The following is a 24,324-nucleotide window of genomic DNA, read 5'->3' as shown; positions in this document are numbered from 1 at the left end:
GAAGTTGGTTTGCTAAGTGCTGCTATTGTACCCCTTGAGCCCTTAACAGGCTGTAATGGCTGCAGTAATCAGCAAAACGGTAATACAACATCAGAGATTTGCCGCTCCCAGCTCGCCCGTTGATTAGTAGAGGCATAGAGGTGCTTTGGAGAATTTCTTCTTCCTCCATCGACAAAGCTAAGTTCCCCTCTGTAGTCTCCTGGATTTCCAGCCAGACGTTTTCATCTGCAACCATGTAGTTGGGGTAGGCGCGGCGGGCATATCGCTTCCAAATCTCTAAAGATTGTGGGTGTTGGAGAATATCCGGCTGATCGGCCCCCCTCCCAAATAGGCAAGTTCGGCGCCCCAGGTCAAACCGCTCTCTCTGCTCCGGAGCGTGGTCGTAAACTCCAATTAAAAATGGAGATAAGACTTTTTCCTGCTCACATACCTGCACCAGGCTGATAGCCAGATGTATCGAGCCTTCCCGCCAGCACCTAACCTCAGTTTCTGGATAAAACAGTGGTAGTTTCCAGTAGAGATTCCCTTTCTCATCGCCAATAATGAATTGCTCTACCGCCCGATACACTTGGCGCCGCTGTTCTAGAGAAAGGGCTTGCACTTGCCGAACCCATTCCCCGCTTTCCAACACAAGCCGCTCCTGGCGGTTGGGAGTATTTAAAAACTGTGTCCAATCGTACAGTTCGTTGGGCAGAGGGAGGAGCTGGTTTTGCCGCGCTTCTTCTTGTTCATTTTCCGCTTGCCTTTGTGCCAGCCATGCCTGTAGCTGATCGTCAGACACCCAGTTCCTCACCCGCTCTTGATAGCTGGGATCCTGCCGCCGCTCCAGGAACTCTCGGTACTCGTGGCTGCCTCTCCCCCAAAGGCCAAACAAGACCAAAACCGGCACCTCTCCCAGATAGCGCAGATCAGCCACCAAGCGAACGTTGCGCCGGAGGTTGCGTTTCCAGTAGGGGTAGCGAACGTCGAACAACCGGCTTAAAAGGGTGCGATCCCCCTGCTCCAGCCGTTCTATCAGCTCCTCAAGGTTGTATGGCGCTCCTGCCTCCAAAACTTCTTCTGGGCAATACACGTACATGGGATCCCACTGCTCAAGCTGTCCTGGTTTGGAGGCCATCTTAGAGGCGGCCTGCCTTGTCTGTCAGGTCTCTCTCAAAACTTGCTACCAAACTGAGAGACTAACCAAACAACTTCAATTGAAGCTAGAGTTAGACTTTTAAGCTTTGATAAACTGTGCTGAACTGTTAGAGAATCCAGGCTGTTACCGCGCGGCCCTAACGCCCATGCCTCTGTCAAGCTGTCTGGCGGCAGCATTCTCAGCAGAAGCCGATCGAACCGGCAGAGAAAAGGTTGCGACAGGGATCCCGCTGGCTCTAGATGAGGTTGTCCAAAGTGAACTTTGGAGAAAGGTGATGGGATCCTCCCCTAGCTGGATCGGTTTGCCCTCCCTGCTGGCAACAGCGGTCTTGGATCATTGAAGCAGAACGGGGTTTGGATCCCATCTCGTCTCAATACAGCTTTTTCCGACGTGGGGGGAGTTCTGTAGAACGGTGGGATCCGGTTGTTACCCCTGTTGACCCGTTTTTCAAGAATTGTCCACCCTACTACCCAAGGAGCGGCTATGCAATTGGTTTACTTCACCCCCATCCTCGATGTGCGCGTGCAGCAAAGCACCCTTGACTTCCCGAGGCAGCAGAGCTCTGGAGAGCACCCTCGCACTTTCTTCCCCACGCCATTACAGGTTTGGGAGAGCGGCGAAGCCTACATCGTCCAGTTGTGGGCGCCGGGGGCCAATCGGGAACGCTTCCACATCGAGGCCACAGCCCAGCAGCTCTCCATCAGCGGTGAGATCCAGCTTCAAGGCCCTGAAGGTGCTGAATTACGCTACCAAGAGGTGGAGCCTCAGCCTTTTCAACGCACCCTCAAGCTAGCCAAAAGCATTCAGCCGGAAAAAGTCTCGGCCATCTACCGGGATGGCATTCTCACCCTCACCCTGCCCAAGGCCGATGCCGTGCGGGCGGTCAAAGTTCAGATAGGAACCTCAACTTCCGCAGCTGAGCCGGAAACTTTAACGGTGGAAAGCCAGCCTGCCTAGTCTCCCTTCTCCCCAAGCGAGAGGGGGCAGGGGGGAGGGAGTTCGGCTAGCTATCCCACTGCACGCGCACCTCGTCCCCTACTTTGAAATCCAAGGTGCGGCTGGCGTTGCCCCGGTTTTGCGCGATCTCCACCCAGCCGGAGCTGCCCACCAGGGCAAGCAGCTCGCCCTCGCTTCCCTCGGCAAAGGTGGCGGCGGAGCGGATGGTGATCCCCTTGATCCAGGCCCTCCAGTTGCGGCCCTCTACCCAGTTGCCAGGGAGAGTGGTGATGCCGTTGCCGAAGCGGTCGATGGACTGGATCACGCCGCGGCCGCCGTCGGGTTCTGCCTGAGGTGGCGGCCAGTCCCAGCGAACCAGCTCGGCCACATCCAAGGGATCCCCCAACTCTGCCAAGGGGATCCCGTTGGCCAGGTGGGCGGCCACGGGGGCAAAAATATCCCGCCCGTGAAAGGTACGGCTGGGGGAGGGGGTGCGCCAATAGCGGGGTCGGTTGAGTTCCACAGCAGCTAGAGGTGGGGATTGCTCCAGAACGCCGCTGAAGAGGCCATTGTCAGGGCCGACCAAATAGCCTCCTTGGGTTTGGATGGCCACCGCCCTTCGGCTGCTCCCCACCCCTGGATCTACCACCGCTAGGTGAATGGTTTCAGAAGGTAAATGGGGATAGGCCGTCATCAAGGCAAAACGGGCCGCTGCCACGTCCTGAGGCGGGATTTCGTGGCTAAGGTCGATAAACTGAACCTGGGGCGCAATCCCCCAAATCACCCCCTTCAGAATGCCCACGTAGGGATCCTGAAGACCAAAATCAGTGAGTAGGCTAATGACCTTCATTGGCGAGCTAAGCAGCGCTTGCCAGCCCTCTGGGAACTTTTAGCTCTCCTACGGCAGGTGGTTTTTACGGGGAAGAGGAGTCTTTTGCCAGTTCCGGCTGCAGCGGCTGGGGATCGGCAATGTTGGGCAGCTCCAGACAGTAGCCCGCCCCGTAGACAGTTTTGATGTACTGGGGGTGGCGCGGATCCGGCTCCAGCTTGGTGCGCAGATGGCGGATGTGGACGCGAATGGTCTCGATGTCGTCGTCGGGCTCGTAGCCCCACACTTCCTGCAGGATTTCGCTGGGGGAGACTGTCTGGCCGTGCCGCTGCATCAGGCAGTGGAGCAGGTCAAACTCCAGGTGGGTGAGCTTAATGGTTTTGCCAAACCACACCGCCTCGAAGCGCTCTGGCACCAGGGTGAGGGGGCCATAGGTGAGGATCTCGCCGTGTTTGGCCGTCTGGGGAATGCGATCGGCACGTCGCAGCAGGGCCCGCACCCGCACCAGCAGCTCCTGCACCTCAAAGGGTTTGGTCAGGTAGTCGTCGGCGCCAGCGTTGAAGCCTTCAATCTTGTCTTGGGTTTGGCCGAGGGCGGTGAGCATCAGGATCGGGATCTCGCTGGTGCGCTCCTCCCGCCGCAAGCGCTGGCAAACCGTCAGGCCGTCCACCTGGGGCAGCATCAGGTCGAGAATGATGAGATCCGGAAGAACCTGCAGAGCCAGTGCTTGTCCGCGTACCCCATCGGTGGCCTTCACGACCTCATAGCCCGCCAACTCCAGATTGATACGCAGAATATCCAGAATTGAAGGGTCGTCCTCAATGATGAGTATGCGAGCCATAGCCGGTTGCAGCCCAAACTGCGGATAAAACGTTTTGTTAAATCAGCTAACAAGAGTCCAAAGCTTTACGACTCAAAGTTTACTTAATTCTAGCCTCATTGCAAATCTGGCCGGGAGGCGGGTGGGCGCGGCTCCAGGGGAGACCCTTCATCCGGCTTGGCGGGCACGCTTTTTCGGATCCCCTTTGGGAATGGCGGCGATGAGGCGGCGGGTATAGTCCTGCTGCGGGTTCCGGTAGATCTGAGCGGCAGGGCCAATTTCTTCGATGCGGCCTCGGTTCATGACCAGAATGCGGTCGCTCATGAACTTGACCACGCTCAGGTCGTGGGAGATGAACAGATAGGTCAGTCCCAGCTCCTCCTGCAGATCCTTGAGCAAGTTCAGCACCTGGGCCTGTACGGAGACATCCAGGGAAGACACTGCCTCGTCGCAGACGAGCAGGCGCGGCTCCGAAGCCAGGGCGCGGGCAATGCAAATCCGCTGCCGCTGCCCGCCGGAAAACTGGTGGGGCAGACGATCCAGCGCCTCGGGATCCAACCCGACTCGTTCAAACAGGCGTTGGGCTCGTGCTCGCCGCTCGGCGGCGTTTCTCCCCATCCCGTGCAGCACCATCGGCTCCATGACGCTGGCTCCCACACTCATGCGCGGATCCAAAGAGGCTGCCGGATCCTGAAAGATAAGCTGGATCTCGCGGCGCAAGCGGCGCAGGCGCCGAGGCGGCAGGCGGAGCCAGTCTTCTCCGTCGTAGATTACCTGGCCGGAACTGGCGCGGATTAGACGCAACAGGGTTCGCCCCAGGGTGGTTTTGCCGCAGCCGGACTCGCCCACCACCCCCAGGGTTTCGCCTGGATACAGGTCGAAGCTGATCCCGTCCACAGCTCGGATCTCGCCCACCTGGCGGCCCAATGGCCCGCGACGGACGGTATAGTGGGTGCGCAACTCCCGCACCTGCAACAGAGGGGGCTGGCTGCATATCTGGCGCAGCCGTTCTTCCTCTTCGGCGGCTGGGATCTCCAGTTGCTGCCACCGCTCCTCGAGGGATCCCCCCTTTTCCTGGAAATCCTGGACGGTGGGCAGCCGCCGCAACCGCCGCTCCAACGGTGGGCGACAGGCCAGCAGGCCGCGGGTGTAGGGGTGCTGGGGATCCCAAAAGATCTGTTTCACCGATCCTTGTTCCACGGCTTGGCCCCGGCACATCACCACCACCTGATCCGCCAATTCCGCCACCAAATTGAGGTCGTGGGTGATGAAGAGGATCGCCATCTGTCGCTGCTGCTGCAGATCCCGGAGCAGGCGCAAGATCTCGGCTTGCACCGTTACATCCAAGGCGGTAGTCGGCTCATCAGCAATCAACAGCTTGGGGTTAGAGGCGATGGCACAGGCGATGGCCGCCCGCTGGATCTGGCCGCCGGAGAGCTGATGGGGATAGCGCTCCAGCATCTGGGGAGAAAGCTGCACTTCCTCAAACAGGCGGATGGCTTGGGCGCGGAGCTCCGCTGGGGGGAGGGAGGTGTGGGCCCTCAGGGTTTCCCGCAACTGCTGGCCACAGGTGTAGAGGGGGTTGAGGGCGGTGCTCGGCTCTTGGAAGATCATGGCGATCTGGGAGCCGCGGTAGCGCCGCCGTTGCCGGGGATCCAGCCGCAGCCAGTCCACTGTTCCCTGGGGGCCCTGAAAGAGAATGGTGCCTTCCACCCGAGCGGAGCTGGGCAGCAAGTCCATCAGCGTCAGGGCGGTTATGGTCTTGCCGGATCCGGATTCCCCCACTAAGCCCAGGACTTGTCCGGCCCCCAGTTGAAAGGACAGCCCATCCACCACCGGGGATCCCAAGCATTCTGCCTGGCTGCCGGCAGTGCGGCTGGGCAAGAAAACCCGCAACCCCTGAACAGTCAGAAGGGCAGAAGTGACAACCGGAGCGACATCGGCCATGGCTGAGGGCGGCGATCGAGGGATTGGCAGGATTATAGACCACCGCTCCAGCTTCCCTTCTTTCCCCGCTGGGGCAGCTCCAGGACTTCGGCAGCGTCGCTGAGGGAGTCTGGGTCTCAGCTACAAACTCAGCTCAGGATTGCCAAAACCTTAGCGGGCGGGCCGGAAGATCCCAAAGCAGGAGGTGTAGCCGTGCAAAAAGGTGGATCCCCCCACCGGGCCGATCTCGCCGTTGCAAAAAAAGCCCCCCAGGGGTAGCTCTCCCAGCAATTCCCGAAACCGTTGCGAGTCAAAGTTGGGGGTACCGTACAGCCCCTTGCCTCGTCCCAGGCAGGAGAACATCAGCGCCCCACAGGGATCCGGCTTGGGTTGAGAGGAGCGTTCTGCGGGGTAGCTTTGCTGTAGGTTGCGCTCGGCACAATAGCGGCTGAGGGCCCACCGCAGATCTTCCGCCGAAGTCTGGGCATCGCGCAGATGAAACTGCACCGTCTGGCCGGGGCGCACCCGATCCCCGATGGCGATCGCCCCCACCCGTGGATCGATGCCCAGGATCACGCGAATGAGAAAATCTCCCGACGTCGGCTCGGATTTGAACTCGTCCATCAGCAGGCCGATGAAGAGAGCTTGGCGGGCCAAGCGTTGATCCGATGGGCTGAGCCGTTCGGCCAAATCCTGTAAGACCGCCAAAGGAGGACGCCCCTCCAAGCTGAGGATCACATTCCCCTCCGCTTCGGTGACGCGCAAGGGATCCCCAATCGGGCGACATCCCTGAGCCACCACCGCATCTAGCACCACGTTGCCGGAGAGGGCCAGCCCCACCGTGCCTTCCCGATACAGCTCCCGCCGGGGTGTGGGGGTACGCGCATCCAGCAAAAACAGAGCATTGCCGCGAGGGCCGCGGCCGCCACTGGCCAATCCCCCCACCTTGACCGCCCCCGGATAGGCAAAATCCAGCCCTTGCAACAGCTCAGAGATTCGAGAGGAAAATCCATCCGCCAAGAGCAGAAAATGGGGCTTGCTCTGCGGCAAAACTCCAACCAAGTCTATCCAGGCCGAAGGAGGTGCATCCAAGTCGGGCAATTGGTTTCCCCGCAAATAAAAAGGGTGCAAGGCCACATCCGGCAGCACCGCCAAAGACAGCGACAGGGCCGGCCCCTCCTCAATTTCATGCCCCCCACCCACGATCCCGCCGCCGGAGCAGCCGATCAAAACGTCCACCTCCAACAGCTCCGACAACAGGGGCAGCACGCGAATGTACTCGCTGGCAAAGGCCGCCGACACAAACAGGATCCCCAAGTTGGGCCGCAGCGGCTGAGAGGGGACGTACCCGGTGAGCAGCCCCGGCAGGCTGCCGGATCCCACCGCCTGCACCTGTCGCGTCAGGGCGCTCTTCAGTTGGGCTACCTGGAGCTTAGCCTTAGCTTCCTCCACCACCTGCCGCAGAGCCGCTTCCAGAGAAGGGAGCTGGGAGAGCGCGTTCACCCACTGCATCGGCGTGTTCCTACGGTCTGGAGTTTGCTTTTTTAGGCTAGCAATTTATGCCCGGGACTGGCTGTTCTGCGCAGCCTCTTGTTTGAAACGTGTTTAGGGCAGATAGGGCCGTGGATCCACAGGCGCGCCCCCGCCGGGGCGGACTTCAAAGTGCAAGTGTGGCCCTGTGCTGCGGCCCGTATTGCCCCGGCTCATGATTACCTGGCCCTGCTGCACATACTGGCCCTTGGACACATAGATCCGGTGACCGTGGGCGTAGCGGGTAACGATCCCGTTGGGATGGCGAATATCGACGCGATTGCCGTAGCCATCCCCGGCATTGCCGGCAAAAATGACCTCCCCCTCCTGAACGGCTACAATGGGGGATCCCACCGGGCCGGGAATATCGACCCCCGCATGGAAGCGACCGCGACGGTAGCCAAAGCCGGAGGTGATTTGCCCCGCAACCGGCCAGATGAAGCCACTGCTGCGGGCCGGAGGAAGAGCTGGAGGAGGAGCTGCCGGCGCTGGCCGAGCTTGGGATTGGCTCCGGGCTCGTCGCCCGGGGGCCGGCGGGGCGGGCTGCGTGCCAGGCGCCGGAATTGTCAGGCGTTGGCCAATGCGTAGCCAGTGGGGATTGCGCAAGTGGTTAGCCTGGATGATCGACCGCTGCGTCACCCCATAGCGAGCGGCAATCCGCTCGATGGTGTCGCCAGCTCCCACCGTGTGGACCAGCGAGCCACCGGCCAAGAGGGCCTGTCGTTCTTGCTGCATCTGCTGGGCCTGGCGTTGCTGCTCGGCCTGTAATCGAGCTTGTTCCTGGGCTTCCTCTTCCTGGCGGCGGCGTTCTTCTGCCTCGCGGCGGGCGAGCATCTCGTTCTCGCGCCGGATCAGCTCGCCCACATCGCCGGGGATGAGCAGTCGTTGGCCAATGCGCAGATACTCAGGCCGATCCAGGGGAGTTGCCTCGATGATCCGCTGCTGCGGAACCCGGTAGCGGTTGGCAATGTCTTCCAGTGTATCTCCCGGCTTGACGCTGTAGATCAATCCCGGCTGGCTGGGGATCAGCAGCTTCTGCCCTGGCCGCAGCGGCGTACTGGCTTGAATGCCGTTGGAGACAGTGATGGCGGCGGCATCGAGCTGGTACATCTGGGTCAGATGCCAGAGGGTTTCCCCCGGCTGCACCTCATGCTCGAGAATGCCTCGGGGCCCTTCCCCAGTCGGGATCTGGCCCGCCTCGAAGGCTTGCCGCAGTTGGGCTTTTTTTTGCTCGTAGTTCTGCTGCAGGGCGCCGGACAGCGTGTGCACCGAGGGCGGAATCGGCTCCGCTAGCCGGGATCCCCAAGGGTGACGAGAAAGCTGGCGTTGATGCAGCGTGGCCACCCCCGCCAAGCCCAGCATGAGCAAGAGGCCGGTGGCCCACCTCGGGTAGCCCCGTCGCGCCGGAGCCAAGGTCGAGGGATCTGGATTTTCTAGCTCGGCTGGCTCATCGGAGGGGGCCGGCCCCGACTCTTCCAGGGCATCGGCGTGGGGATCGGCCTCCAGCTTCAGGAGCCACACCAGGCCCGTTAAGCTGAGAGAAAGGGCTAAGCCAGCCCACCGGAGTCTTGACGGGGCAGACAGAAGTGCCGGCTCTCCCCCCTCGGCAGCCCGCTCCTGAGCGGTCGGGATCCCTGCCGGATCCTTGGGCGGAGAAAGGGTGCTCACGGCAGCGCTATGGATGTCCAGCTCCCTCCCCTGGGCATCTGAGAACGTCAATCTTTGGGGCATCCTCACACCAACAGGCTGACACTAGAGTGAAAGAGAAGATGTCAAAATTGAGGCCAGCGGCCCCTTGCTGCAAGCTCCACCGAGGCCGGTGAAGCCCAAGCGCAGTTCGATAATGAATACGTTGGTCCGCGCTCAGGTTAGAGTACCGTAGTTAATAAATCTAGACAAGTCTTTGCAGGTAACTTCAGCTAAAATGCTTGTCCCACAATGATTTCAGCCTTCGGCCTGTTGAGATTTTGTCGAGCCTTATCCGATGTAGAACAGAGTGTGCCACCGTGCCGATCTGGAAGATAAAGCCCGCTTTGCTGTAGCTGAAACTACAAACCAGGATTCTCCATGACTTTGGTTGTCTACAACACCTTGACTCGCCGTAAGGAAGTGTTTCAACCCTTCGGTGGCTCTGAGTCCATTTCTGCCGACGAGGCGGCGGGCGGGGAGAAGCCGCTGGTGCGGATGTACGTCTGCGGCGTCACGGTTTACGACCTCTGCCATCTCGGCCACGCGCGCACCTATGTGGTGTGGGATATGGTGCGTCGTTACCTGGAGTGCCGCGGCTACCGGGTGAAGTATGTGCAGAACTTTACCGACGTGGACGACAAGATCCTCAAGCGGGCCTTAGAGCGGGGCGAGTCGATGCAGGCGGTGGCGGAACGCTTCATCGCCGAGTATTTCCAAGATATGGATCGCCTCAACATCAAGCGGGCCGATCTCTACCCCAGGGCAACCCGATCGCTGCGGGCCATGTTCGAGCTGATCCAATCGCTGGAGCTCAAGGGCTTTGCCTACCGGGTACGGGATCCCCTCGCCCCTCAGGGGGAGACTCCTGCTTACGATGTCTACTATGCCGTCCGTAAGTTCCCGGATTACGGCCAGCTCTCCGGTCGCAAGCTGGAGGAGCTGGAGGCAGGGGCCAGCGGCCGGGTGGGAGAAGAGGGCGCTGGCAAACGGGATCCCTTTGACTTTGCCCTTTGGAAGGCGGCCCCCCCTTCCGAGCCGGGGTTTGAGTCCCCTTGGGGTTGGGGGCGACCGGGCTGGCACATCGAGTGTTCGGCCATGGTGCGAGAGACTCTGGGGGATCACATCGACATTCACGCTGGTGGGGCAGACCTCATTTTTCCCCACCACGAGAACGAGCTGGCCCAATCCGAGCCAATTACCGGCAAGCCGCTGGCCAAGTACTGGCTGCACAACGGCTTTGTCAACGTCAACGGCCAGAAGATGTCCAAATCTTTGGGCAACTTCACCACCCTACGACAGGCCCTTGCCCTCTATCACCCCATGGCCCTGCGGCTGTTCCTGCTGCAGACCCATTACCGCAGCCCGATTGACCTCACTGAAGCAGCAATGGAGGCGGCCAGCCACGGCTGGGAGACTCTCCAAAAAGGGATCCACTGCGCCCAGCAGTTTGGCCAAGGGGGATCCCCCGATTCCGAGGCGATGAGGGCTTTCCAGACGGCCATGGACGACGACTTCGGCACCCCTGGGGCGCTGGCTCTTGCCTTTGAGCTGGCCAAGGAACTGATCCGCGAGCACAACCTCTTGACCCACCAGGGCCACACCCACCTGCAGCCGCACTTGCTGAGGCAGAAGGGCGCCGCCCTGCTGGAGATCTTGGCCACGCTGGGCTTCTGCTGGCCCCAGCCTGCCCAGGGATCCGAGAAAGCTGCCGCCAACGGGGAACTGGCCAAGCTTCCACCCCTTGAAGACGCGCGGATTGAAGAGCTGGTGGCCCAACGCACGGCGGCCCGCAAGGCGAAAAACTTTGCCGAAGCCGATCGCATTCGGGAGCAGTTAAAGGCTCTGGGGATCACCCTTATCGACCAAAAAGACGGCACCACCCGTTGGCTGCGGCAGTAGGCAGGCGGGGTTGGGATTGCCCATCACGCAGGGATCCCCGAGCTGGAAACGGCCTTTCGGTAAAACTCAGCCATTTCGGCAAACCACTCGGCCCGCGAGGGATCCCAGGTGTAGAACATGTGGCCGCCGCGGTAGTGGCGCAGGGTGAGGTTGGCCTTGAGGCGGGGATCCAGCTTCATCAAATCCACCAGGTGGTTGGAGGCAAAGTAAGGGGTGACCAGGTCGTAGAAGCCGTGGTGAATGCTCACCCGCATGTGGGGGTTGAGGGCCATGCTGCTGCGCAGCTCGTCCATGGCGCCGATGAACCCTTGCTTGAGCTCCCCCTTGGGGGCGAAGCGCCAGGACTTGAACACCTCTAGGTTCAGGAGGTGATAGGTCAGCTCCGTGTCCACCTGCAGGGTCTCCCGCAGGTGGCTGTTGATGGCGGCAGTAAACAGGCGATCTACCCCATCTAAGGTGGGATCGGATCCCTCGAAGGTAGGCCGATCCGGAAAGGGATCCACGGTGGTTACAGAGGCGTCGTAGAGCCCCAGCACCAGCCGCTGGGAGCGCAACAGCTCGCGGGCAAAGCTGGCCGGGTCGATCCGCCCCCCCTTGTGGGCCACATACTCCGGCGAGAGTCCGATCCCTGCCGCCATCTCCGCGTAGATGGCCTGCCGCTCCGCTTCTGGCATCGCCTCTCCCATGGCCAAGAGGGGCAACAGCCGCTGGCGGGCAAAGCCTTCTGCTTTGGGCAGCAGGATCTGCAAATCCTCCCCCCAGCCACACCGCCCATGATAGGCTGCTGTGGCGACATAGGAGGGGAAAAGCATTGCCCAGGTGCTGAGGTTGTAATCGGTGGTCTCCAGCAGCCCGAACTCGATGGCCGGCGAGATGAGAATAGCCCCCGACAGGCCCACGCCAAACTTGGCTTGCAGCTCCTTGGCCAGCCGCGCCACCCGAAAGCCCCCGTAGCTCTCGCCGGCAATGAAAATGGGAGAGAGCCAGCGCTTGTAGCGCGAGAGGAAGCCCTGGATAAACTCGCCCAAGGATTGCAAATCCCGCTCCACGTCCCAAAAGGGAGCCTCCTTGGGGGGCTCGTCTTCCTTTTCCTCCGCCTGGGTGGGCTTGGCCGCCGGATCGGATTTTTCCTGAGAACTTTTGGCGTCTTGAGACTCCTTGGGCAGGGCGCGGCTGAACCCCGTCCCCACCGGATCGACAAAGACCAAATCAGAAAACAGCAGCCAACTTTCGCCGTTATCCACCAGTTGCACTGGCGAGGGCGGCAAGCTGCCGTTGGGCCCAAAGCGGAGGCGTCTCGGCCCCAGGGATCCCATGTGCAAATAGGCAGAGGCCGCCCCCGGCCCGCCGTTGAAGACGAAGGTGAGAGGCCGCTGTCGGGAGTCAACCTCCTGCCTCAGATAGGCGACGTGGAAGATCTCGGCTACCGGCTTTTCCCGCCGGAAGAGGGTCTGCCAGCCGGCCACCGCCCTGTAGGGGAAGGACTTTCCCCCGGCGTTGAACGTGTGCTCCGTGGTGTGCAGGACAGGAGTGGACTTGGATTCTGCAGGCATAGAGACACGGGATCCACAACTTGCTGATCCAGTGAATCACAAGTTGCCGGATCTCCACCCCTGCCTTGGAACAGAAGCCGGGGATTACAGGGTGAGCGGCGCTTCCAAAGTCAGATTAAACGACTGGCCGGGGCGCAGCACCACCACCTGGGGAGCGGTTACATTGCCCACCACCACGCCAGCCACTGCCCCGCCTAGAACATTGCCCGCCGAGACGCCGCCGCTGATGGCTCCCAAAAGGGTGCCTGCGACTGCCCCGATGGCTGCATCCTGGGCGATGGCCTCAGCCGAATACTGGCGGGGATCCTTCTCGTCGTGGAGGATGCCGGAAGAGGCCTGCAGGCTATAGGTGCGACCGCCGAGGACGATGGAGGTGGCAACAAAGCGGGATCCGCCCGGTGCCGGTTCCATTTGCCCAAAAACGCGGCTGCCCGCCGGGATCACCAAACGCCCCTGGTTGTCGAAAATGTTTTGCGTGACGGCCACCTCCAGCGGGTAGATGGTGTCGGGGTAAAAGTATTGCGGCCCTTCGCTGCTGAGGCTGCCGACGGGAATAATCGTCCCCTGCTCAAGGCGGTAGGCACCCAATTGGAAAAGCGGCTGGGCCTCTCCTGGCAAGGGGGCCAGCAGAGGGATCCCTGCCAAACCGATCGCGGCTGCTGCTAAGATAGCTTTCATCCAGAAGTCTCCAATTCTCCGAAGTTCTGCACGTGCCCGCGGCCTTTTCGGGCCAAGGTTTGTCCTTTTGCGGTTTTCTCTACACTTCCAGGTTACCCAATCCCAGTTCCGGTTTCCTTTCCGACTCGAGTAGCTTGGTTTTCAACTTTGGGCAGTTTTGAGCGGCCTAGGTGGCCAGTGAGTTTTTCAGACAGGCTCAAAAGTGCTGGAAGGCCTGCTGGCGGCTGAGGATTTGCCCGTCCTGCAACCGCACCGTCCCCTGCGGATCCCAGCCGGTTACTTCCCCAATCCAGGCGGCTCCTGGCAACTTTTCCAACAGATGCTTGGCCACCGACACCTCGGCACTGAGAAGCAGCTCAAAGTCTTCGCCCCCATAAAGCGCCCACTCCAAAGCTTGGGCCGGGAACGCCTGGCGCAAAGCCACCGAAATCGGGATCCGCTCCGCCGCGATCCGCGCCGCTACCCCACTGCTCTGGCACACCTGCACCAGGGCGTCCGCCAAGCCATCGCTGGTGTCCATGCCGGCCAGGCGCAGAGGACCGGGGAGCGCTTCCAAAAGGGACAGAACATCCAAGCGCGGGCGCGGGTATTGGTGGGCTCTGATCAACTGCTGCCGCTGTGCTGCCGTGGCTGAGGATCCCTGTTCGGGATGGAGCAGCAGCTCCAGGCCGGCCCGCGCGTCGCCGTGGGGCCCTGTGACCACCAGCCAATCGCCCGGCTGAGCCCGTCTGCGCTCAATCGCCCGCCCCGGCTGCACCGATCCCAGGGCCGTGATCGCCACAAACCGCTGCGGCGACCGACACAGATCCCCCCCCACCAATTCTGCTCCCCAACGGGCACAGCAGGCCCGCATCCCTTCGTAGAGCTCCTCTACCCAAGCCACCGGCGTGGATCCCGGCAGGCCCAAGCCCACCACCAACGCCCGCGGACGGGATCCCATCGCTGCCAGATCCGAGAGATTGGCCGCCACCGCCCGCCAGCCCACCGCGTGGGCCGGGGTTGTCACGTCGCTAAAGTGAACCCCCTCCACCAAGACATCGGTGCTCACCACCAACTGCCCCTCAGGAGCGGGCAACACCGCCCCGTCGTCTCCCACCACCTGGGCAGGACAGTAGCGCTGCACGATCTGCAACAGCCCCGCCTCGCCGATGGCCGAGATGGGCGTGGGAGAAGAGCTGCTCTTGGGTTGAGGGAAAAAGTCGGGAAGATCGCTGAACAAAGGAGCCCCTGGCGGATGCACGCAGCCAAAAACCTATGGTTGCAAAATGTTAGGGGCAGTTGGCGCCGGTCAAGCCCAAGCCCCTACTCGTCCAAAGATTGGACATTTTGCACAATTCGAGAGAGCTCGTTCTTCTCATCCACATTGATGCGGGTCGGGGATCCGCTGATAATCCGCTCGTAGCCGCGGAAGGAATCGCGAATTTGAATCCCCGAATCCGAGATGAGGTACTCGCGGATGCCCTTGTCATGCCAGGATCCCCGCATTTTAAAGACGTTGAGCGCCCGTGCCATCTCGCCGCGAATCTCCACATACTGCAGCAGAATGATTGTGTCGGTGATGGTGGAGATGTGCGACTCGGTAATGGAATGGGATCCCATGAATTGATCGGTGGTGTTGGTGAAAAAGCCGGTGATCTCCTCCTGCTTGGCCAGGCCGGTTACGCCGATAACAAACTGTCGAAAAGCATTTTGGCTCACACCCCGCGCCAGCGCCGACAGCGAGTCGATGGCCATGCGGGAGGGCTTGAAGGCCATCATCTCGGTTTTGATCTTCTGCAGGTGGTCTTCCAGGCCGGCGGACTCGGGGTAGGCGCAGATGATCTTAAGGAGGCCTTGCCGCTCAAACTCCTCAAAGTCGATGCCCCAGGAAGAGGCATTGCGGGCAAGCTGGGCCCGCGACTCTTCGTAGGCAAACAGGATGCAGCGCTCCCCATTTAGGCAGCCTCGCTCGAGGAACTTGCTCACCAGCGAGGTCTTGCCTGTGCCGGTGGCGCCGGTAGCCAAGATAATCGAGTCTTTGAAAAAGCCACCGCCGCACATCTCGTCCAGCTTCTCGATGCCGGAAGAGACGCGCACGTTGGAAGAGCGCTGCGTCAGTTGCATCGCTCCCAGCGGGAAGATGTTGATCCCCTCGTTGGTGATGGTGAAGGGATATTCCCCCTTCATGTGGGTGGTGCCCCGCAGCTTCAGGATCTCGATGGTACGCCGCCGCTTCTCCCCCTCCAGGATGTTGCGCAGGATCACCACGTTGTCGGAGACGAACTCCTCCACCCCATAGCGGGCGATGGGGCCGTACTCCTCAGTGCGCTCGGTGGTCATGACCGTGGTGACGTTGGCCTGCTTGAGGCGGGCTGTCAGGCGAAACAGCTCCCGCCGCACCACGCCCGCCGGCTCATACTGCTGAAAGATGGCCGTTACCGAGTCGATGGCCACCCGCTTGGCTTTGTATTTGCGAATGGCATATTGGATGCGCTCGATGAGGGCCGACAAATCGAAATTGCCGCTTACCTCGTAGCCCTCCGGATCCGGCGAAGCATCCAGAATAAAGAGCTGCCCCTTGTCGATGAGGGCCTGCAGATCCCAGCCGAAGCTGGCGGCGTTGCGAATGATGTCGGCAGGGGTCTCCTCAAAAGTAACAAAGATCCCTGGCTCCTGGTACTTGACAATGCCGTTGTAGAGAAACTGCAGGGCAAACAGAGTTTTGCCAGTGCCGGAGGTACCGCTGACCAAGGTGGTGCGGCCCAGGGGCAGCCCGCCGTGGCTGATGTCTTCAAAACCCTCGATACCCGTCTGTTTTTTCGGGATCCCCCGCGGCTCGGGCCCGCCCAGGAAGTAGGTCGATGGGATCCCCTCCGCGGCGTTACCTTGCAGCTTTTCTGACTCAGAAGGTTCCAATGGTTGGTTCATGCCCCTCTCTCCCCTAAAACCTGTCCTAAGCCTCTTCGTCCAATTCTTCGTAGAGCAGATCTAGGCCGATGAGCACCTTCTCTCGGTTGGACAGATCGCCGATAATCTTCCGCACCGGCGGCGGCAGGATTTTGGCCAGGGTCGGTGTTGCCAGGATCTTATCTTCCTCTGCCAGTTGCGGATTTTTCAAGACGTCGATGACTTTCAGGCTGTACACGCCGCGGAACTCTTTTTCCAGAATGTCTTGCAAGGTGCTGAGGGCGCGCAGAGAATTGGGGGTATTGCCCGCCACGTAGAGCTTGAGGACATAGGCTTTGCGAGTGGACATAACCTAGGGATCCCTTGGGGCAGATTTGGGAATGGAGCGGCGGTACATTTCGCTCAGGTGGGCCATCACGTCGATGAGAGTGAGGCGGTAATCCAGCAGGATCTCTTCGCTGCGACCCTCCAGTTTTAGTTGTTTGGCAAAATCCTCCATTAGGTTCATGTGCAGCTCCAACAGTTGGGCGGCGCCGATGTCGGCAAAAAAGGCAAGGGCCACCAGCTCGTCGATGCGGGCATTGACGGTCTCAGGAGATTGAAAATACTCCAGGACAATAGCCTGGTAAAGGTTACGCAGCCGCCGCATGAGGGCCTGCTGCTCGTCGGGGGGCAGGTGGCGGTAGAACAGCTCCGGATCCCGATGGTAGTACACGCCGGCGTAGCCGAGGCGTTCCCGCAGCTTTTCCGCCAGCCGCCGCTGCTGCTGGTGCGTGTAGAGCAGGTAGGGCTGATCCTTGGGGTGAGGGTTTGCTGCAGGCAGGCTGCAGGTGGGGGAAATCTGGAGAAACAGGGCAATGGCTCGGTTGATCAGCAGCTCCAAGGGAGAAGCAGAAGGAGTGGCCTGGGATCCCTTTGGCGGCAACAGCTCTGACGGCGAGACGAGGCGAACCAGAGTGGCGTTGTGGTAGAAAAACCGCTCCCGCTTGAGCAGAGCTCTCGCCCCCGGAGGAACAGGGGGGGAGGACGCTTCGCCGGAGCGGCTGGCGCCGCCTTCCGGTTTGAGCTCTTCCGACACAATGGCCACCACTGTCGGCAGCAACAGTCCCTGCTTGCAAAGCTGACAGCCCAACGCCTCCAGCTTGTCCAGCCGCGTCGCTTCCACCAGCAGCACCAGGCAGTCCGGATGGTTTTCCTCCCCTCGCAGAGCCTCCAGAAAGGCTTCCGGATCCTGGAAGACCTCAGCCACAAAGCGTTCTGGCGACAACAAAGCCTCTGCCGCCAGCGGCTCTCCAGCAGGCGGCTCCCAGTCGAGCAAAAGGCTGATGTGCAGTGGGTGGGTGTCGGGCTTCAATAAGGATAGAAAACGATAAGAACCGCCTTCGATCTTAAATCTTCTTAAACCTGACCGGAATCTGCCTTGGCCTTCAGAGTCAGCCAAGGGAGACTCAAAGAGAGCGTGCCATTGCCGCCTACACTAGGGGTGAAAGGCCTCTGGGAGCCCTATGGTGCCCCTGATCATCGATTGCGACCCCGGCCAAGACGACGCGGTGGCCCTGCTCCTGGCGATGGCTTCGCCGGAGCTAGAGGTGCTGGGCATTACCACGGTGGCCGGCAATGTCTCTGTGGAAAAAACCAGCCGCAACGCCCGGCAGATCTGCGAGCTGGCCGGCTGCCCGCAGATGGCAGTCTATGCCGGCTGTCCCCGCCCGCTGTTGCGCCCGCTGCAGACTGCCGAAGAGGTGCACGGCAAAAGCGGGATCGACGGGGCCAACTTGCCGGAGCCCCAGATGCCGCTGGGATCCCTGCACGCCGTGCAGTACCTGATCGAGACCTTGATGGCGGCGCAGGAGCCGGTTACCCTGGCGCTGCTGGGCCCGATGACCAACTTGGCAGTAGCCCTGGTGCAGCAGCCCCGCATCGTGGAGCGCATCCGACGTCTGGTGTTCATGGGGGGATCTGCCTTTGAGGGAAACACCACCCCGGCCGCCGAGTTCAACATCTTCACCGATCCCCATGCTGCTCAGATCGTGCTCAGCGCCGGGATCCCCGAGGTGGTGATGCTGGGCCTGAACGTTACCCAGCAAGTCCTCAGTACGCCGGAGCGGATCGAGCGGATCCGCGCCCTCGGCACGCGGGTAGGCCAGACGGTGGCCGACATGCTCGCCTTCTACGGCAAGTTCGACATCCGGCGCTACGGCCTGCCGGGGGGGCCGCTGCACGATCCCTGTGTAGTCGCCTACCTGCTGCAGCCGCAGTTGTTCGAGCTCAAGCCCTGCTACGTGGAGGTGGAGACGGCTAGCCCCCTCAATCTGGGCCGGACGGTGGTGGATCGCTGGGGGCTGAGTGGCCGCCCCGCCAATGTGCAGGTAGCTTTTGGGGTGGATGCCGAGGAGTTTTACCGCCTGCTCACCGAGCGCTTAGGCCGCTATCGGTAGTCGAGGTCGTCAAGGAGGTCGAGGTGAACCCTACCAGCCCAGTCCTAGTTCCCAAGCCGGCGTGGCTCAACCTGCCCACCGCCATCACCTTGCTGCGCCTTGGAGGGATCCCTTTGATTCTGCTGGGGCTGGGCCTGGGATCCCCGCTGGGGCAAGGGCTGGCTTTCTGGGCGTTTTTGCTGGCGGCGGCAACTGATTGGCTGGACGGCCACTTGGCCCGCCGCTATGGGCTGGTGACCGATGTGGGCAAGGTTCTGGATCCCCTGGTGGACAAGCTGCTGGTGCTGGCCCCGCTGCTGAGCCTGCTGGAGCTGGGGCGGATCCCCGCTTGGGGAGTGTTTTTGTTGGTGGGGCGAGAGCTGGCCATCGCCGGCTGGCGGGCCAACCAAAGCCAAATCCGCGGCGCCAATCTCTGGGGCAAAGCCAAGACGGTCGCCCAAATCCTGGCCATCGCCCTGCTGATCCTGAACTGGCCTATCGGGATCCCCTGTTTTTGGGTGGCGGTGGCCCTCACTCTGATCTCGGGGTTGACCTATTTGTACACCGACCATGCCACGCCGGACGCCTCTGCCGGCAAGGAGAGACCCCCTGCCTGATCGCGTCAGCGGGACGGAGTCCTCTCGCGTCAGCGGGACGGAGTCCTCAGACCCCACCCCTGAGCAGCGTATCCTCGGCCTCGACCCGGGGTTGGGGACGGTGGGTTTTGGCTGCATCCTGGCAGGTGCCGGCGGACTTCGCTCCCTGGACTACGGAGTCATCAGCACCCCTGGGGAGCAATCAATCCCGGAACGGCTGCAAACCCTCTACGAGGATCTAAAGGAGCTGCTGCGCCAGTTTCAGCCCCATCAGGTGGGGTTGGAAAAGCTCTTCTTCTACAAAATGGGCAACACCATCCCCATCGCCCAGGCGCGGGGGGTGATCCTACTCGTCCTGGCCCAGTATCATCTGGTGCCGGTGGAGTTCACCCCTGCCCAGGTGAAGCAAAGCCTGACGGGCTACGGGCGCGCTGACAAACAGGCCGTGCAAGCCGCCGTGGCCCGCGAGCTCAATCTGCCCAGCCTGCCCCGCCCCGACGATGCTGCCGATGCCCTGGCCATCGCCATCACCCTTTGGCACCACCGCTTTGCTTAGGAATCGGTCGGTGTGGCTCCGTCGAGATCGCTAAACTAGACTCAGTAGCGCAAAAAGCAAAGCCTTATGCCTTCCTCTTCTGTGGACGTACGTGAGCTACCCCTGTTTCCCCTGCCAGAGGTGGTGTTGTTTCCGGGCCGCCCCCTGCCGCTGCACATTTTCGAGTACCGCTATCGCATGATGATCAACACCATCCTGGAGACGGATCGCCGTTTCGGGGTGCTGATGTTCGATCCCCAGACGGGATCCCCGGTGCGGGTGGGCTGTTGTGCCGAGGTGTTGCAGGTACAGCGGTTGCCGGATGACCGCATGGACATTTTGACCTTGGGGCAGCAGCGCTTCCGGGTGTTGAACTACGTGCGGGAAAAGCCCTTCCGGGTGGGGCTGGTGGAGTGGATTGAGGATGAGCCGACCACTGCGGATTTGCAGGGCTTGGTGCAGCAGGTTTCCACCCTACTTCAGGATGTGGTGCGCCTCTCCGGCAAGCTAATGGAGCGGGAGACGGAGCTGCCGGAGCGACTGCCCACTACCCCGATAGAGTTATCCTACTGGGTTGCCAGCCACTTTCACGGGGCTCCCCGGGAGCAGCAAGCGCTGCTGGAAATGGTCAGCACCGAAAATCGCCTGCGGCGGGAAGCCGAGATCCTCGAGTCCACCCGCAAGCACTTGGCCGCCCGCACTGCCCTCAAGGATTTGTTCTCCGAAATCTCCTAAAATTTCTTGGGATCGCTTGAAAGACGCAGGCCACGGGGGAGTTGTCAGCCGTTCTGGCGCTCGCGTTGCCACCCGTCTCAACGGCGGCTGCAAAAGCCGGCTGAGGTTCAGTGATTGTCCAGGGATCCGATGTCCTACCCTCGCCGTTATCTGCGCTTTGCCTCCCGGGTTCTGGGCCGAGAAATGGAGATGCTCCACTTTGGGCATCGCGGCTACCCGCTCATCTGCCTGCCCACCAGCAATGGGCGTTTTTTCGATCTGGAAGATCGCGGCATTATCGCCAGCCTCGGCCATCACTTGGAGCAGGGCTATTTGCAGGCCTTTTGCGTGGAAACCCTTGATTGGGAGACCTTGTTCAACCGCGAGCTGGACGTGCCCCAGCGGCGGGATCGCTGGCTGTTGTTGGAGCAACACTGGGTAGAAGAGCTGATCCCCTACGCCAAAGCAGAAGCGCAAAATGACTTTCTGGTGGTGGCAGGCTTCTCTCTGGGGGCCACCCACGCCGTCAACCTCACCTGCCGGCACCCTGGCCTGGTGCGCCGTTGTCTGGCGCTGGGGGGGCCCTACGATGTGGCGGCCCTCGGCTCCGTCACCGGCTGGGATCCCCAACAGGCGGAACAGGAGCTGTATTTCATCAACCCCTTGGCCTACCTGTCCAACATGAGCCGACAACTCTGGGATCAGTTGGGCGGGCGCAACACCGAGCTGAAGTTGCTCACCGCTCGCCGCGACCACTGCCTCAGCGACAACCTGCGTCTGGCGGAAGTGCTTAGCCGCAACAACATCCCCCATCAACTGGAGGTATGGGAGGGGGATCACGACTGGCCCACTTGGCAAGCGCAAATCCGCGCCTTCGCCTAGGATCCCTTGCAGAGGAGTCAGAGAGCTTTTGATGAGAGAGCCTGGATGATCGAAGACTACTGGGTTGGCAGCCTGCACTTCAGCGAGCCTTTTGGGGACGACACCCTGGCCCGTCTCAACGCCCTTCCCCCCATTCAAGCCCGCAACGGCCAAGCCTACAAGATCCGGGCGGAACATGTCACCATTCACGAGGTGAACCTGGATTACCGCACCAAGTACCGCCTCATCCTAGACCGCTTCAGCTACCTTTACCCCCAGGCCATCGGCCTGTTCATGGGCTTTGCCTTCAGGGGGGTGTACATCATCAACAACCCCTTCAGCTTTTACTACTACCTGCGCAACAAAGATGCCGCCTACATGGTGGTCAAAGAGCTGGGGATCTCCATCCCCAAGACTTACATTCTGCCCCCCAAGGAGGCCCCAGCTTTGAAAGCCGAAGATTTTAAGTATCACAAGTTCTTCGATTGGCAGGGGATGGCAGAAGATCTCGGCTGGCCAATCGTGATCAAGCCGGCAGAGGGACGGGAGGCCATCGGAGTCGAAATCGCCTACAACATGGAGCAGCTTCTCTACTTTTACGACCGCTCCGGATCCCAGGTGATGATGCTCCAGGAGAAGGTTAAAAGTCCTTATCCCTGGCAGATTCGCGCTCTCTGTATTGGCCGAAAGATCATCCCAATTAAATACATCTTTCGCAAGTTCGATGCCAGCGAATATCTGTTCGATCCAGAGTTTCTCACGCCGGAGATGGGCAAAAAAGTTATCGACACCTGCCGGATCATCAATCGGGCGTTGGGCTATGAAATGAACTCGGTGGAGCTGTTTATCGACGAACAAGGGGAGCTACAGGCCATTGACTTTAACAATCCGGTGCCCGATGGCCGCCTCAAGGCTTTGGGAGAAATTTTTTACAACGATTACCAGCAGGCCCTTTGCGATTTGGTCGTAGATATTGTGCGGGAACAGCGTCCTTTCGACTTCTTGCCCCCAGACGTCAACCGCTTTGCCCAGATCGCCCGGCGAGCCGACCTCACCCGTGAGCAGAAGTTTCAGATGGCTCTCGAGCTGGCCAACCGCTACTACGAGCCCAGGGATCCCGAATAAAATAACTTAACAAAAGCACGGTCTAGCGCTGGGAAAGCTTTGGGCTGGGCAAAGAGCAGTTGCCTGGCTTTCGTCTATGGGACCCTTGAGGCGCAGGGATTCCATCCTAGGTTGAGCTTAGAGGGGGGATCCCCTCCCAGCCGCGGCAGGGCAAGTTGGTCTATCCGGACAGGCAAATGTCAACCGGTTTGAAATTGCGCTGGTGCCACGATATTCGCGGGATCCCAGCATCTGCCTGGCAAGCGCTGCAGACGGAGCGCACCTCTCCTTTTTTGGAGTACGAGTGGCTGCACAGCCTAGAAGCCTCCGGCTGTGCCAGCCGCAACACGGGGTGGTTGCCCTGTCACCTGTTGGTGGAGTCGGATGGGCAACTCATCGCCGCTGCCCCCTTGTATTTGAAAAGCCATAGCCAGGGCGAATTTGTCTTCGACCAAGAGTGGGCTGCGGTTGCCAACCAACTGGGAGAACGCTACTACCCCAAGCTGATCGGCATGGCCCCTTTTACGCCGGCCACCGGCTATCGCATTCTCGTCCATCCCGACTACTCGGAAGCAGAGGTGTGGCCGTCGATGCTGGCTGCTATCGATCGCTTCTGCCAGGACAATGATATTTCGCTGTTCAGCCTGCTCTATGTGGACTTAGACTGGCGGGCCCAACTGGAGGCCGATGGATTGACTCCCCGAATTACCCACAACTACCAGTGGCACAATCCCGGCTATCGCTCTTACGAAGACTTTTTGAGCCAGTTCAACGCCAACCAGCGGCGCAACATCAAGCGAGAGCGGGCCGCCATGGAAAAAAGCGGCATAGAACTCAAGATCTACACCGGAGAGGAGATCACGCCGCGCCTTCTCTCTCTCATGTACGACTTTTACAGCAACACCTGCGCCCAATTTTGGAACTGGAGCAAATATCTCAACCGCCGCTTTTTCGAATCTCTCTATCCCAACTACCGGCAGCGGCTGGTGCTGGTGGCCGGGGAACGAAATACAGAAATTGTGGGGATGTCTTTTTGCGTCCGCAAAGGGGATCGCCTCTTTGGGCGCTACTGGGGCTGCCGAGAAGAGGTGAAGTTCTTGCACTTTAATGTGTGCTACTACGAGCCGATTGCCCTAGCCATCCGCGAAGGGATCCGCAACTTTGATCCCGGAGCTGGAGGATCCCACAAGATTCGGCGGGGATTTCCAGCCACTCCCGTGTATAGCTACCACCGTTTCTACCGCCCCAGGCTAAAGCAGGTGCTAATCCCCTATCTGAATCGCGTCAACCCTCTCATGTTGGCTGAGCTGGAGAGGGTAAATCAAAACGAGGTTCCCTTTCGAGAAGATATTCTACCCTCTCTGTCTACTCTTACGCGAGGTTAAATGAACTACCACTGGATAAGCTTTTTCTGAACGGCTGCCATACACATGGCAACGCGAGCGTTGATCTCATCTTCAGAGCCAAAGATATCCAGTTTCTCTTTGAGCCTTTGAATACAGTTTTGTACGGTTTTTTTGCTCGTGTGAATGCGGTCGGCGATGGCCTGGTCGGTGAGGGCCTCTTTGCAGAGCAGGTTCAAGACCTCGATTTCCCGCTCCGTCAGCTTTGTTAAGCCGCGCAACTCTCGCGGCATGCGCAATTCCCCATTGAGGGCACTTTTGGCTCCTTCCAAGAAGACACTGCGCCGCTCCATTTTGTTGACGGCGGCAAATCCGCCCTGGTGCTTGCTGATTAGGCCCACCAGGGGAGTTAGCAGCAGCGGCTCGCTGGAATAAACCATCACGTTCAGGGTGGGGTAGTTCTCGAAAATATGGCGCAAGAACTCTAGGCCCGGCTCGGCAGACTGTTCGCCGCTGGTTTGGCCGTAGAGCAAGTCGGCTACTACCAAGTCCGGCTGTTCCCGCTGCAGGCGCAGGATGGCGTCCATCGGGTTGGAGACTGTGATGCACTGAGCATCGGCTGCAAGCCGTTGCAGCCATTCGCAATTGTTTTGGGCGACCTCGGGATGATCCTCGACAATCAAGAACTTGAGCGGGGCAGTTCGGCTCTCGACCTCAAACATCGATCCACTCCTCCAAATCCAGCGTCGGCTGCGGGGGGACGGCCAAAACCCCTTTGCAGTTTAGGGATCCCACCGACAAACTACCCTAGTGTAGCCCCAAGTTGGGCCTGAGAAGGCGCAGCAGGGTAGGCTAGAGGGTGATGTTAAC

22 protein-coding genes are annotated in these 24,324 nt (G+C 60.4%); 9 read left to right on the top strand and 13 right to left on the bottom strand.

Annotated features, from left to right (window positions below):
* Positions 1-22: 22 nt before the first annotated feature.
* A complete protein-coding gene (locus GG26_RS06755) occupies positions 23-1,117 on the bottom strand; it encodes a hypothetical protein (protein ID WP_414389550.1) in 1,095 nt (364 codons plus the stop codon).
* Between the two features lie 504 nt (positions 1,118-1,621).
* On the opposite strand from GG26_RS06755, the gene GG26_RS06750 reads away from it, so the two are divergent.
* Positions 1,622-2,095 carry an Hsp20/alpha crystallin family protein gene (locus tag GG26_RS06750; protein WP_011430710.1) on the top strand — a complete coding sequence of 158 codons (474 nt, stop codon included), beginning with the start codon at positions 1,622-1,624 and terminating at the stop codon, positions 2,093-2,095.
* A 46-nt stretch (positions 2,096-2,141) separates the two neighbouring features.
* Here GG26_RS06750 and GG26_RS06745 read toward each other — a convergent pair whose 3' ends face one another.
* The 5 genes from GG26_RS06745 to GG26_RS06725 all read right to left on the bottom strand — a co-directional run bounded on the left by GG26_RS06745 (position 2,142) and on the right by GG26_RS06725 (position 8,898).
* Positions 2,142-2,924 (bottom strand): S-adenosyl-l-methionine hydroxide adenosyltransferase family protein, encoded by a 783-nt coding sequence (locus GG26_RS06745; protein WP_011430711.1) that lies wholly within the window; start codon positions 2,922-2,924, stop codon positions 2,142-2,144.
* A gap of 64 nt (positions 2,925-2,988) precedes the next feature.
* Positions 2,989-3,744: a response regulator transcription factor gene (locus GG26_RS06740; RefSeq protein WP_011430714.1), complete on the bottom strand. Its 756-nt coding sequence runs from the start codon at positions 3,742-3,744 to the stop codon at positions 2,989-2,991.
* A 147-nt stretch (positions 3,745-3,891) separates the two neighbouring features.
* Positions 3,892-5,670 (bottom strand): ABC transporter ATP-binding protein, encoded by a 1,779-nt coding sequence (locus GG26_RS06735; RefSeq protein WP_414389546.1) that lies wholly within the window; start codon positions 5,668-5,670, stop codon positions 3,892-3,894.
* Between the two features lie 150 nt (positions 5,671-5,820).
* Entirely contained in the window at positions 5,821-7,161 is a 1,341-nt protein-coding gene (locus GG26_RS06730) for an FIST N-terminal domain-containing protein (RefSeq protein WP_011430716.1), read from the bottom strand.
* A gap of 93 nt (positions 7,162-7,254) precedes the next feature.
* Positions 7,255-8,898, bottom strand: a complete 1,644-nt coding sequence (locus GG26_RS06725) for a LysM peptidoglycan-binding domain-containing M23 family metallopeptidase (protein WP_228375256.1) — start codon at positions 8,896-8,898, stop codon at positions 7,255-7,257.
* 348 nt (positions 8,899-9,246) lie between these two features.
* Here GG26_RS06725 and cysS point away from each other — a divergent pair, with 348 nt between their 5' ends.
* Positions 9,247-10,767, top strand: a complete 1,521-nt coding sequence (cysS, locus tag GG26_RS06720; RefSeq protein ID WP_011430718.1) for a cysteine--tRNA ligase — start codon at positions 9,247-9,249, stop codon at positions 10,765-10,767.
* Positions 10,768-10,790: 23 nt separating this feature from the next.
* Here cysS and GG26_RS06715 read toward each other — a convergent pair whose 3' ends face one another.
* The 6 genes from GG26_RS06715 to GG26_RS06690 all read right to left on the bottom strand — a co-directional run bounded on the left by GG26_RS06715 (position 10,791) and on the right by GG26_RS06690 (position 17,238).
* Positions 10,791-12,320 carry a S10 family peptidase gene (locus tag GG26_RS06715; protein WP_011430719.1) on the bottom strand — a complete coding sequence of 510 codons (1,530 nt, stop codon included), beginning with the start codon at positions 12,318-12,320 and terminating at the stop codon, positions 10,791-10,793.
* An 84-nt stretch (positions 12,321-12,404) separates the two neighbouring features.
* Positions 12,405-12,998, bottom strand: a complete 594-nt coding sequence (locus GG26_RS06710; protein ID WP_011430720.1) for a hypothetical protein — start codon at positions 12,996-12,998, stop codon at positions 12,405-12,407.
* A 196-nt stretch (positions 12,999-13,194) separates the two neighbouring features.
* Entirely contained in the window at positions 13,195-14,217 is a 1,023-nt protein-coding gene (thiL, locus tag GG26_RS06705) for a thiamine-phosphate kinase (protein ID WP_011430721.1), read from the bottom strand.
* Positions 14,218-14,300: 83 nt separating this feature from the next.
* Positions 14,301-15,905, bottom strand: coding sequence for a circadian clock protein KaiC (gene kaiC / locus GG26_RS06700; RefSeq protein ID WP_011430722.1), 1,605 nt, complete (start codon positions 15,903-15,905; stop codon positions 14,301-14,303).
* A 25-nt stretch (positions 15,906-15,930) separates the two neighbouring features.
* The gene (gene kaiB, locus GG26_RS06695) at positions 15,931-16,233 is read right to left on the bottom strand and encodes a circadian clock protein KaiB (RefSeq protein WP_011430723.1); all 303 of its coding nucleotides are present in this window, start codon (positions 16,231-16,233) and stop codon (positions 15,931-15,933) included.
* 3 nt (positions 16,234-16,236) lie between these two features.
* Positions 16,237-17,238 carry a circadian clock protein KaiA gene (locus GG26_RS06690; protein ID WP_240527350.1) on the bottom strand — a complete coding sequence of 334 codons (1,002 nt, stop codon included), beginning with the start codon at positions 17,236-17,238 and terminating at the stop codon, positions 16,237-16,239.
* A gap of 151 nt (positions 17,239-17,389) precedes the next feature.
* Here GG26_RS06690 and GG26_RS06685 point away from each other — a divergent pair, with 151 nt between their 5' ends.
* From GG26_RS06685 to GG26_RS06655, 7 genes are all read left to right on the top strand, one after another.
* On the top strand, positions 17,390-18,322 hold the full coding sequence (locus GG26_RS06685) for a nucleoside hydrolase (protein WP_011430725.1): 933 nt from the start codon (positions 17,390-17,392) through the stop codon (positions 18,320-18,322).
* Positions 18,323-18,345: 23 nt separating this feature from the next.
* A complete protein-coding gene (pgsA, locus tag GG26_RS06680) occupies positions 18,346-18,918 on the top strand; it encodes a CDP-diacylglycerol--glycerol-3-phosphate 3-phosphatidyltransferase (protein ID WP_099813062.1) in 573 nt (190 codons plus the stop codon).
* On the top strand, positions 18,872-19,453 hold the full coding sequence (ruvC, locus tag GG26_RS06675) for a crossover junction endodeoxyribonuclease RuvC (RefSeq protein ID WP_414346959.1): 582 nt from the start codon (positions 18,872-18,874) through the stop codon (positions 19,451-19,453). The genes pgsA and ruvC overlap by 47 nt, the downstream gene beginning before the upstream one ends.
* Before the next feature lie 66 nt (positions 19,454-19,519).
* Positions 19,520-20,167 carry an LON peptidase substrate-binding domain-containing protein gene (locus GG26_RS06670; protein ID WP_011430728.1) on the top strand — a complete coding sequence of 216 codons (648 nt, stop codon included), beginning with the start codon at positions 19,520-19,522 and terminating at the stop codon, positions 20,165-20,167.
* A 129-nt stretch (positions 20,168-20,296) separates the two neighbouring features.
* Positions 20,297-21,028, top strand: a complete 732-nt coding sequence (locus GG26_RS06665; RefSeq protein ID WP_414389539.1) for an alpha/beta hydrolase-fold protein — start codon at positions 20,297-20,299, stop codon at positions 21,026-21,028.
* Between the two features lie 45 nt (positions 21,029-21,073).
* Positions 21,074-22,132 (top strand): ATP-grasp domain-containing protein, encoded by a 1,059-nt coding sequence (locus tag GG26_RS06660; RefSeq protein WP_011430730.1) that lies wholly within the window; start codon positions 21,074-21,076, stop codon positions 22,130-22,132.
* A 176-nt stretch (positions 22,133-22,308) separates the two neighbouring features.
* Positions 22,309-23,496: a GNAT family N-acetyltransferase gene (locus GG26_RS06655; RefSeq protein WP_011430731.1), complete on the top strand. Its 1,188-nt coding sequence runs from the start codon at positions 22,309-22,311 to the stop codon at positions 23,494-23,496.
* A 5-nt stretch (positions 23,497-23,501) separates the two neighbouring features.
* Here the strand turns inward: GG26_RS06655 and GG26_RS06650 are convergent, their stop codons facing one another.
* Positions 23,502-24,176 (bottom strand): response regulator transcription factor, encoded by a 675-nt coding sequence (locus GG26_RS06650; protein WP_011430732.1) that lies wholly within the window; start codon positions 24,174-24,176, stop codon positions 23,502-23,504.
* Positions 24,177-24,324 lie beyond the last annotated feature (148 nt).

This window comes from Synechococcus sp. 'PEA 65AY6A-5F PE A', assembly GCF_047462575.1.
GTDB lineage: Bacteria > Cyanobacteriota > Cyanobacteriia > Thermostichales > Thermostichaceae > Thermostichus.
The sequence above is the reverse complement of the archived record's forward strand: the minus strand, read 5'-3'. Positions and strand labels throughout refer to the sequence as shown.

What these genes read in the sequence shown, in the direction of transcription:
- GG26_RS06755 (WP_414389550.1), bottom strand. Translation starts at nt 1,117, where the DNA reads ATGGCCTCCAAACCAGGACAGCTTGAGCAGTGGGATCCCATGTACGTG.
- GG26_RS06750 (WP_011430710.1), top strand. Translation starts at nt 1,622, where the DNA reads ATGCAATTGGTTTACTTCACCCCCATCCTCGATGTGCGCGTGCAGCAA.
- GG26_RS06745 (WP_011430711.1), bottom strand. Translation starts at nt 2,924, where the DNA reads ATGAAGGTCATTAGCCTACTCACTGATTTTGGTCTTCAGGATCCCTAC.
- GG26_RS06740 (WP_011430714.1), bottom strand. Translation starts at nt 3,744, where the DNA reads ATGGCTCGCATACTCATCATTGAGGACGACCCTTCAATTCTGGATATT.
- GG26_RS06735 (WP_414389546.1), bottom strand. Translation starts at nt 5,670, where the DNA reads ATGGCCGATGTCGCTCCGGTTGTCACTTCTGCCCTTCTGACTGTTCAG.
- GG26_RS06730 (WP_011430716.1), bottom strand. Translation starts at nt 7,161, where the DNA reads ATGCAGTGGGTGAACGCGCTCTCCCAGCTCCCTTCTCTGGAAGCGGCT.
- cysS (WP_011430718.1), top strand. Translation starts at nt 9,247, where the DNA reads ATGACTTTGGTTGTCTACAACACCTTGACTCGCCGTAAGGAAGTGTTT.
- GG26_RS06715 (WP_011430719.1), bottom strand. Translation starts at nt 12,320, where the DNA reads ATGCCTGCAGAATCCAAGTCCACTCCTGTCCTGCACACCACGGAGCAC.
- GG26_RS06710 (WP_011430720.1), bottom strand. Translation starts at nt 12,998, where the DNA reads ATGAAAGCTATCTTAGCAGCAGCCGCGATCGGTTTGGCAGGGATCCCT.
- kaiC (WP_011430722.1), bottom strand. Translation starts at nt 15,905, where the DNA reads ATGAACCAACCATTGGAACCTTCTGAGTCAGAAAAGCTGCAAGGTAAC.
- kaiB (WP_011430723.1), bottom strand. Translation starts at nt 16,233, where the DNA reads ATGTCCACTCGCAAAGCCTATGTCCTCAAGCTCTACGTGGCGGGCAAT.
- GG26_RS06685 (WP_011430725.1), top strand. Translation starts at nt 17,390, where the DNA reads ATGGTGCCCCTGATCATCGATTGCGACCCCGGCCAAGACGACGCGGTG.
- ruvC (WP_414346959.1), top strand. Translation starts at nt 18,872, where the DNA reads ATGCCACGCCGGACGCCTCTGCCGGCAAGGAGAGACCCCCTGCCTGAT.
- GG26_RS06670 (WP_011430728.1), top strand. Translation starts at nt 19,520, where the DNA reads ATGCCTTCCTCTTCTGTGGACGTACGTGAGCTACCCCTGTTTCCCCTG.
- GG26_RS06665 (WP_414389539.1), top strand. Translation starts at nt 20,297, where the DNA reads ATGTCCTACCCTCGCCGTTATCTGCGCTTTGCCTCCCGGGTTCTGGGC.
- GG26_RS06660 (WP_011430730.1), top strand. Translation starts at nt 21,074, where the DNA reads ATGATCGAAGACTACTGGGTTGGCAGCCTGCACTTCAGCGAGCCTTTT.
- GG26_RS06655 (WP_011430731.1), top strand. Translation starts at nt 22,309, where the DNA reads ATGTCAACCGGTTTGAAATTGCGCTGGTGCCACGATATTCGCGGGATC.
- GG26_RS06650 (WP_011430732.1), bottom strand. Translation starts at nt 24,176, where the DNA reads ATGTTTGAGGTCGAGAGCCGAACTGCCCCGCTCAAGTTCTTGATTGTC.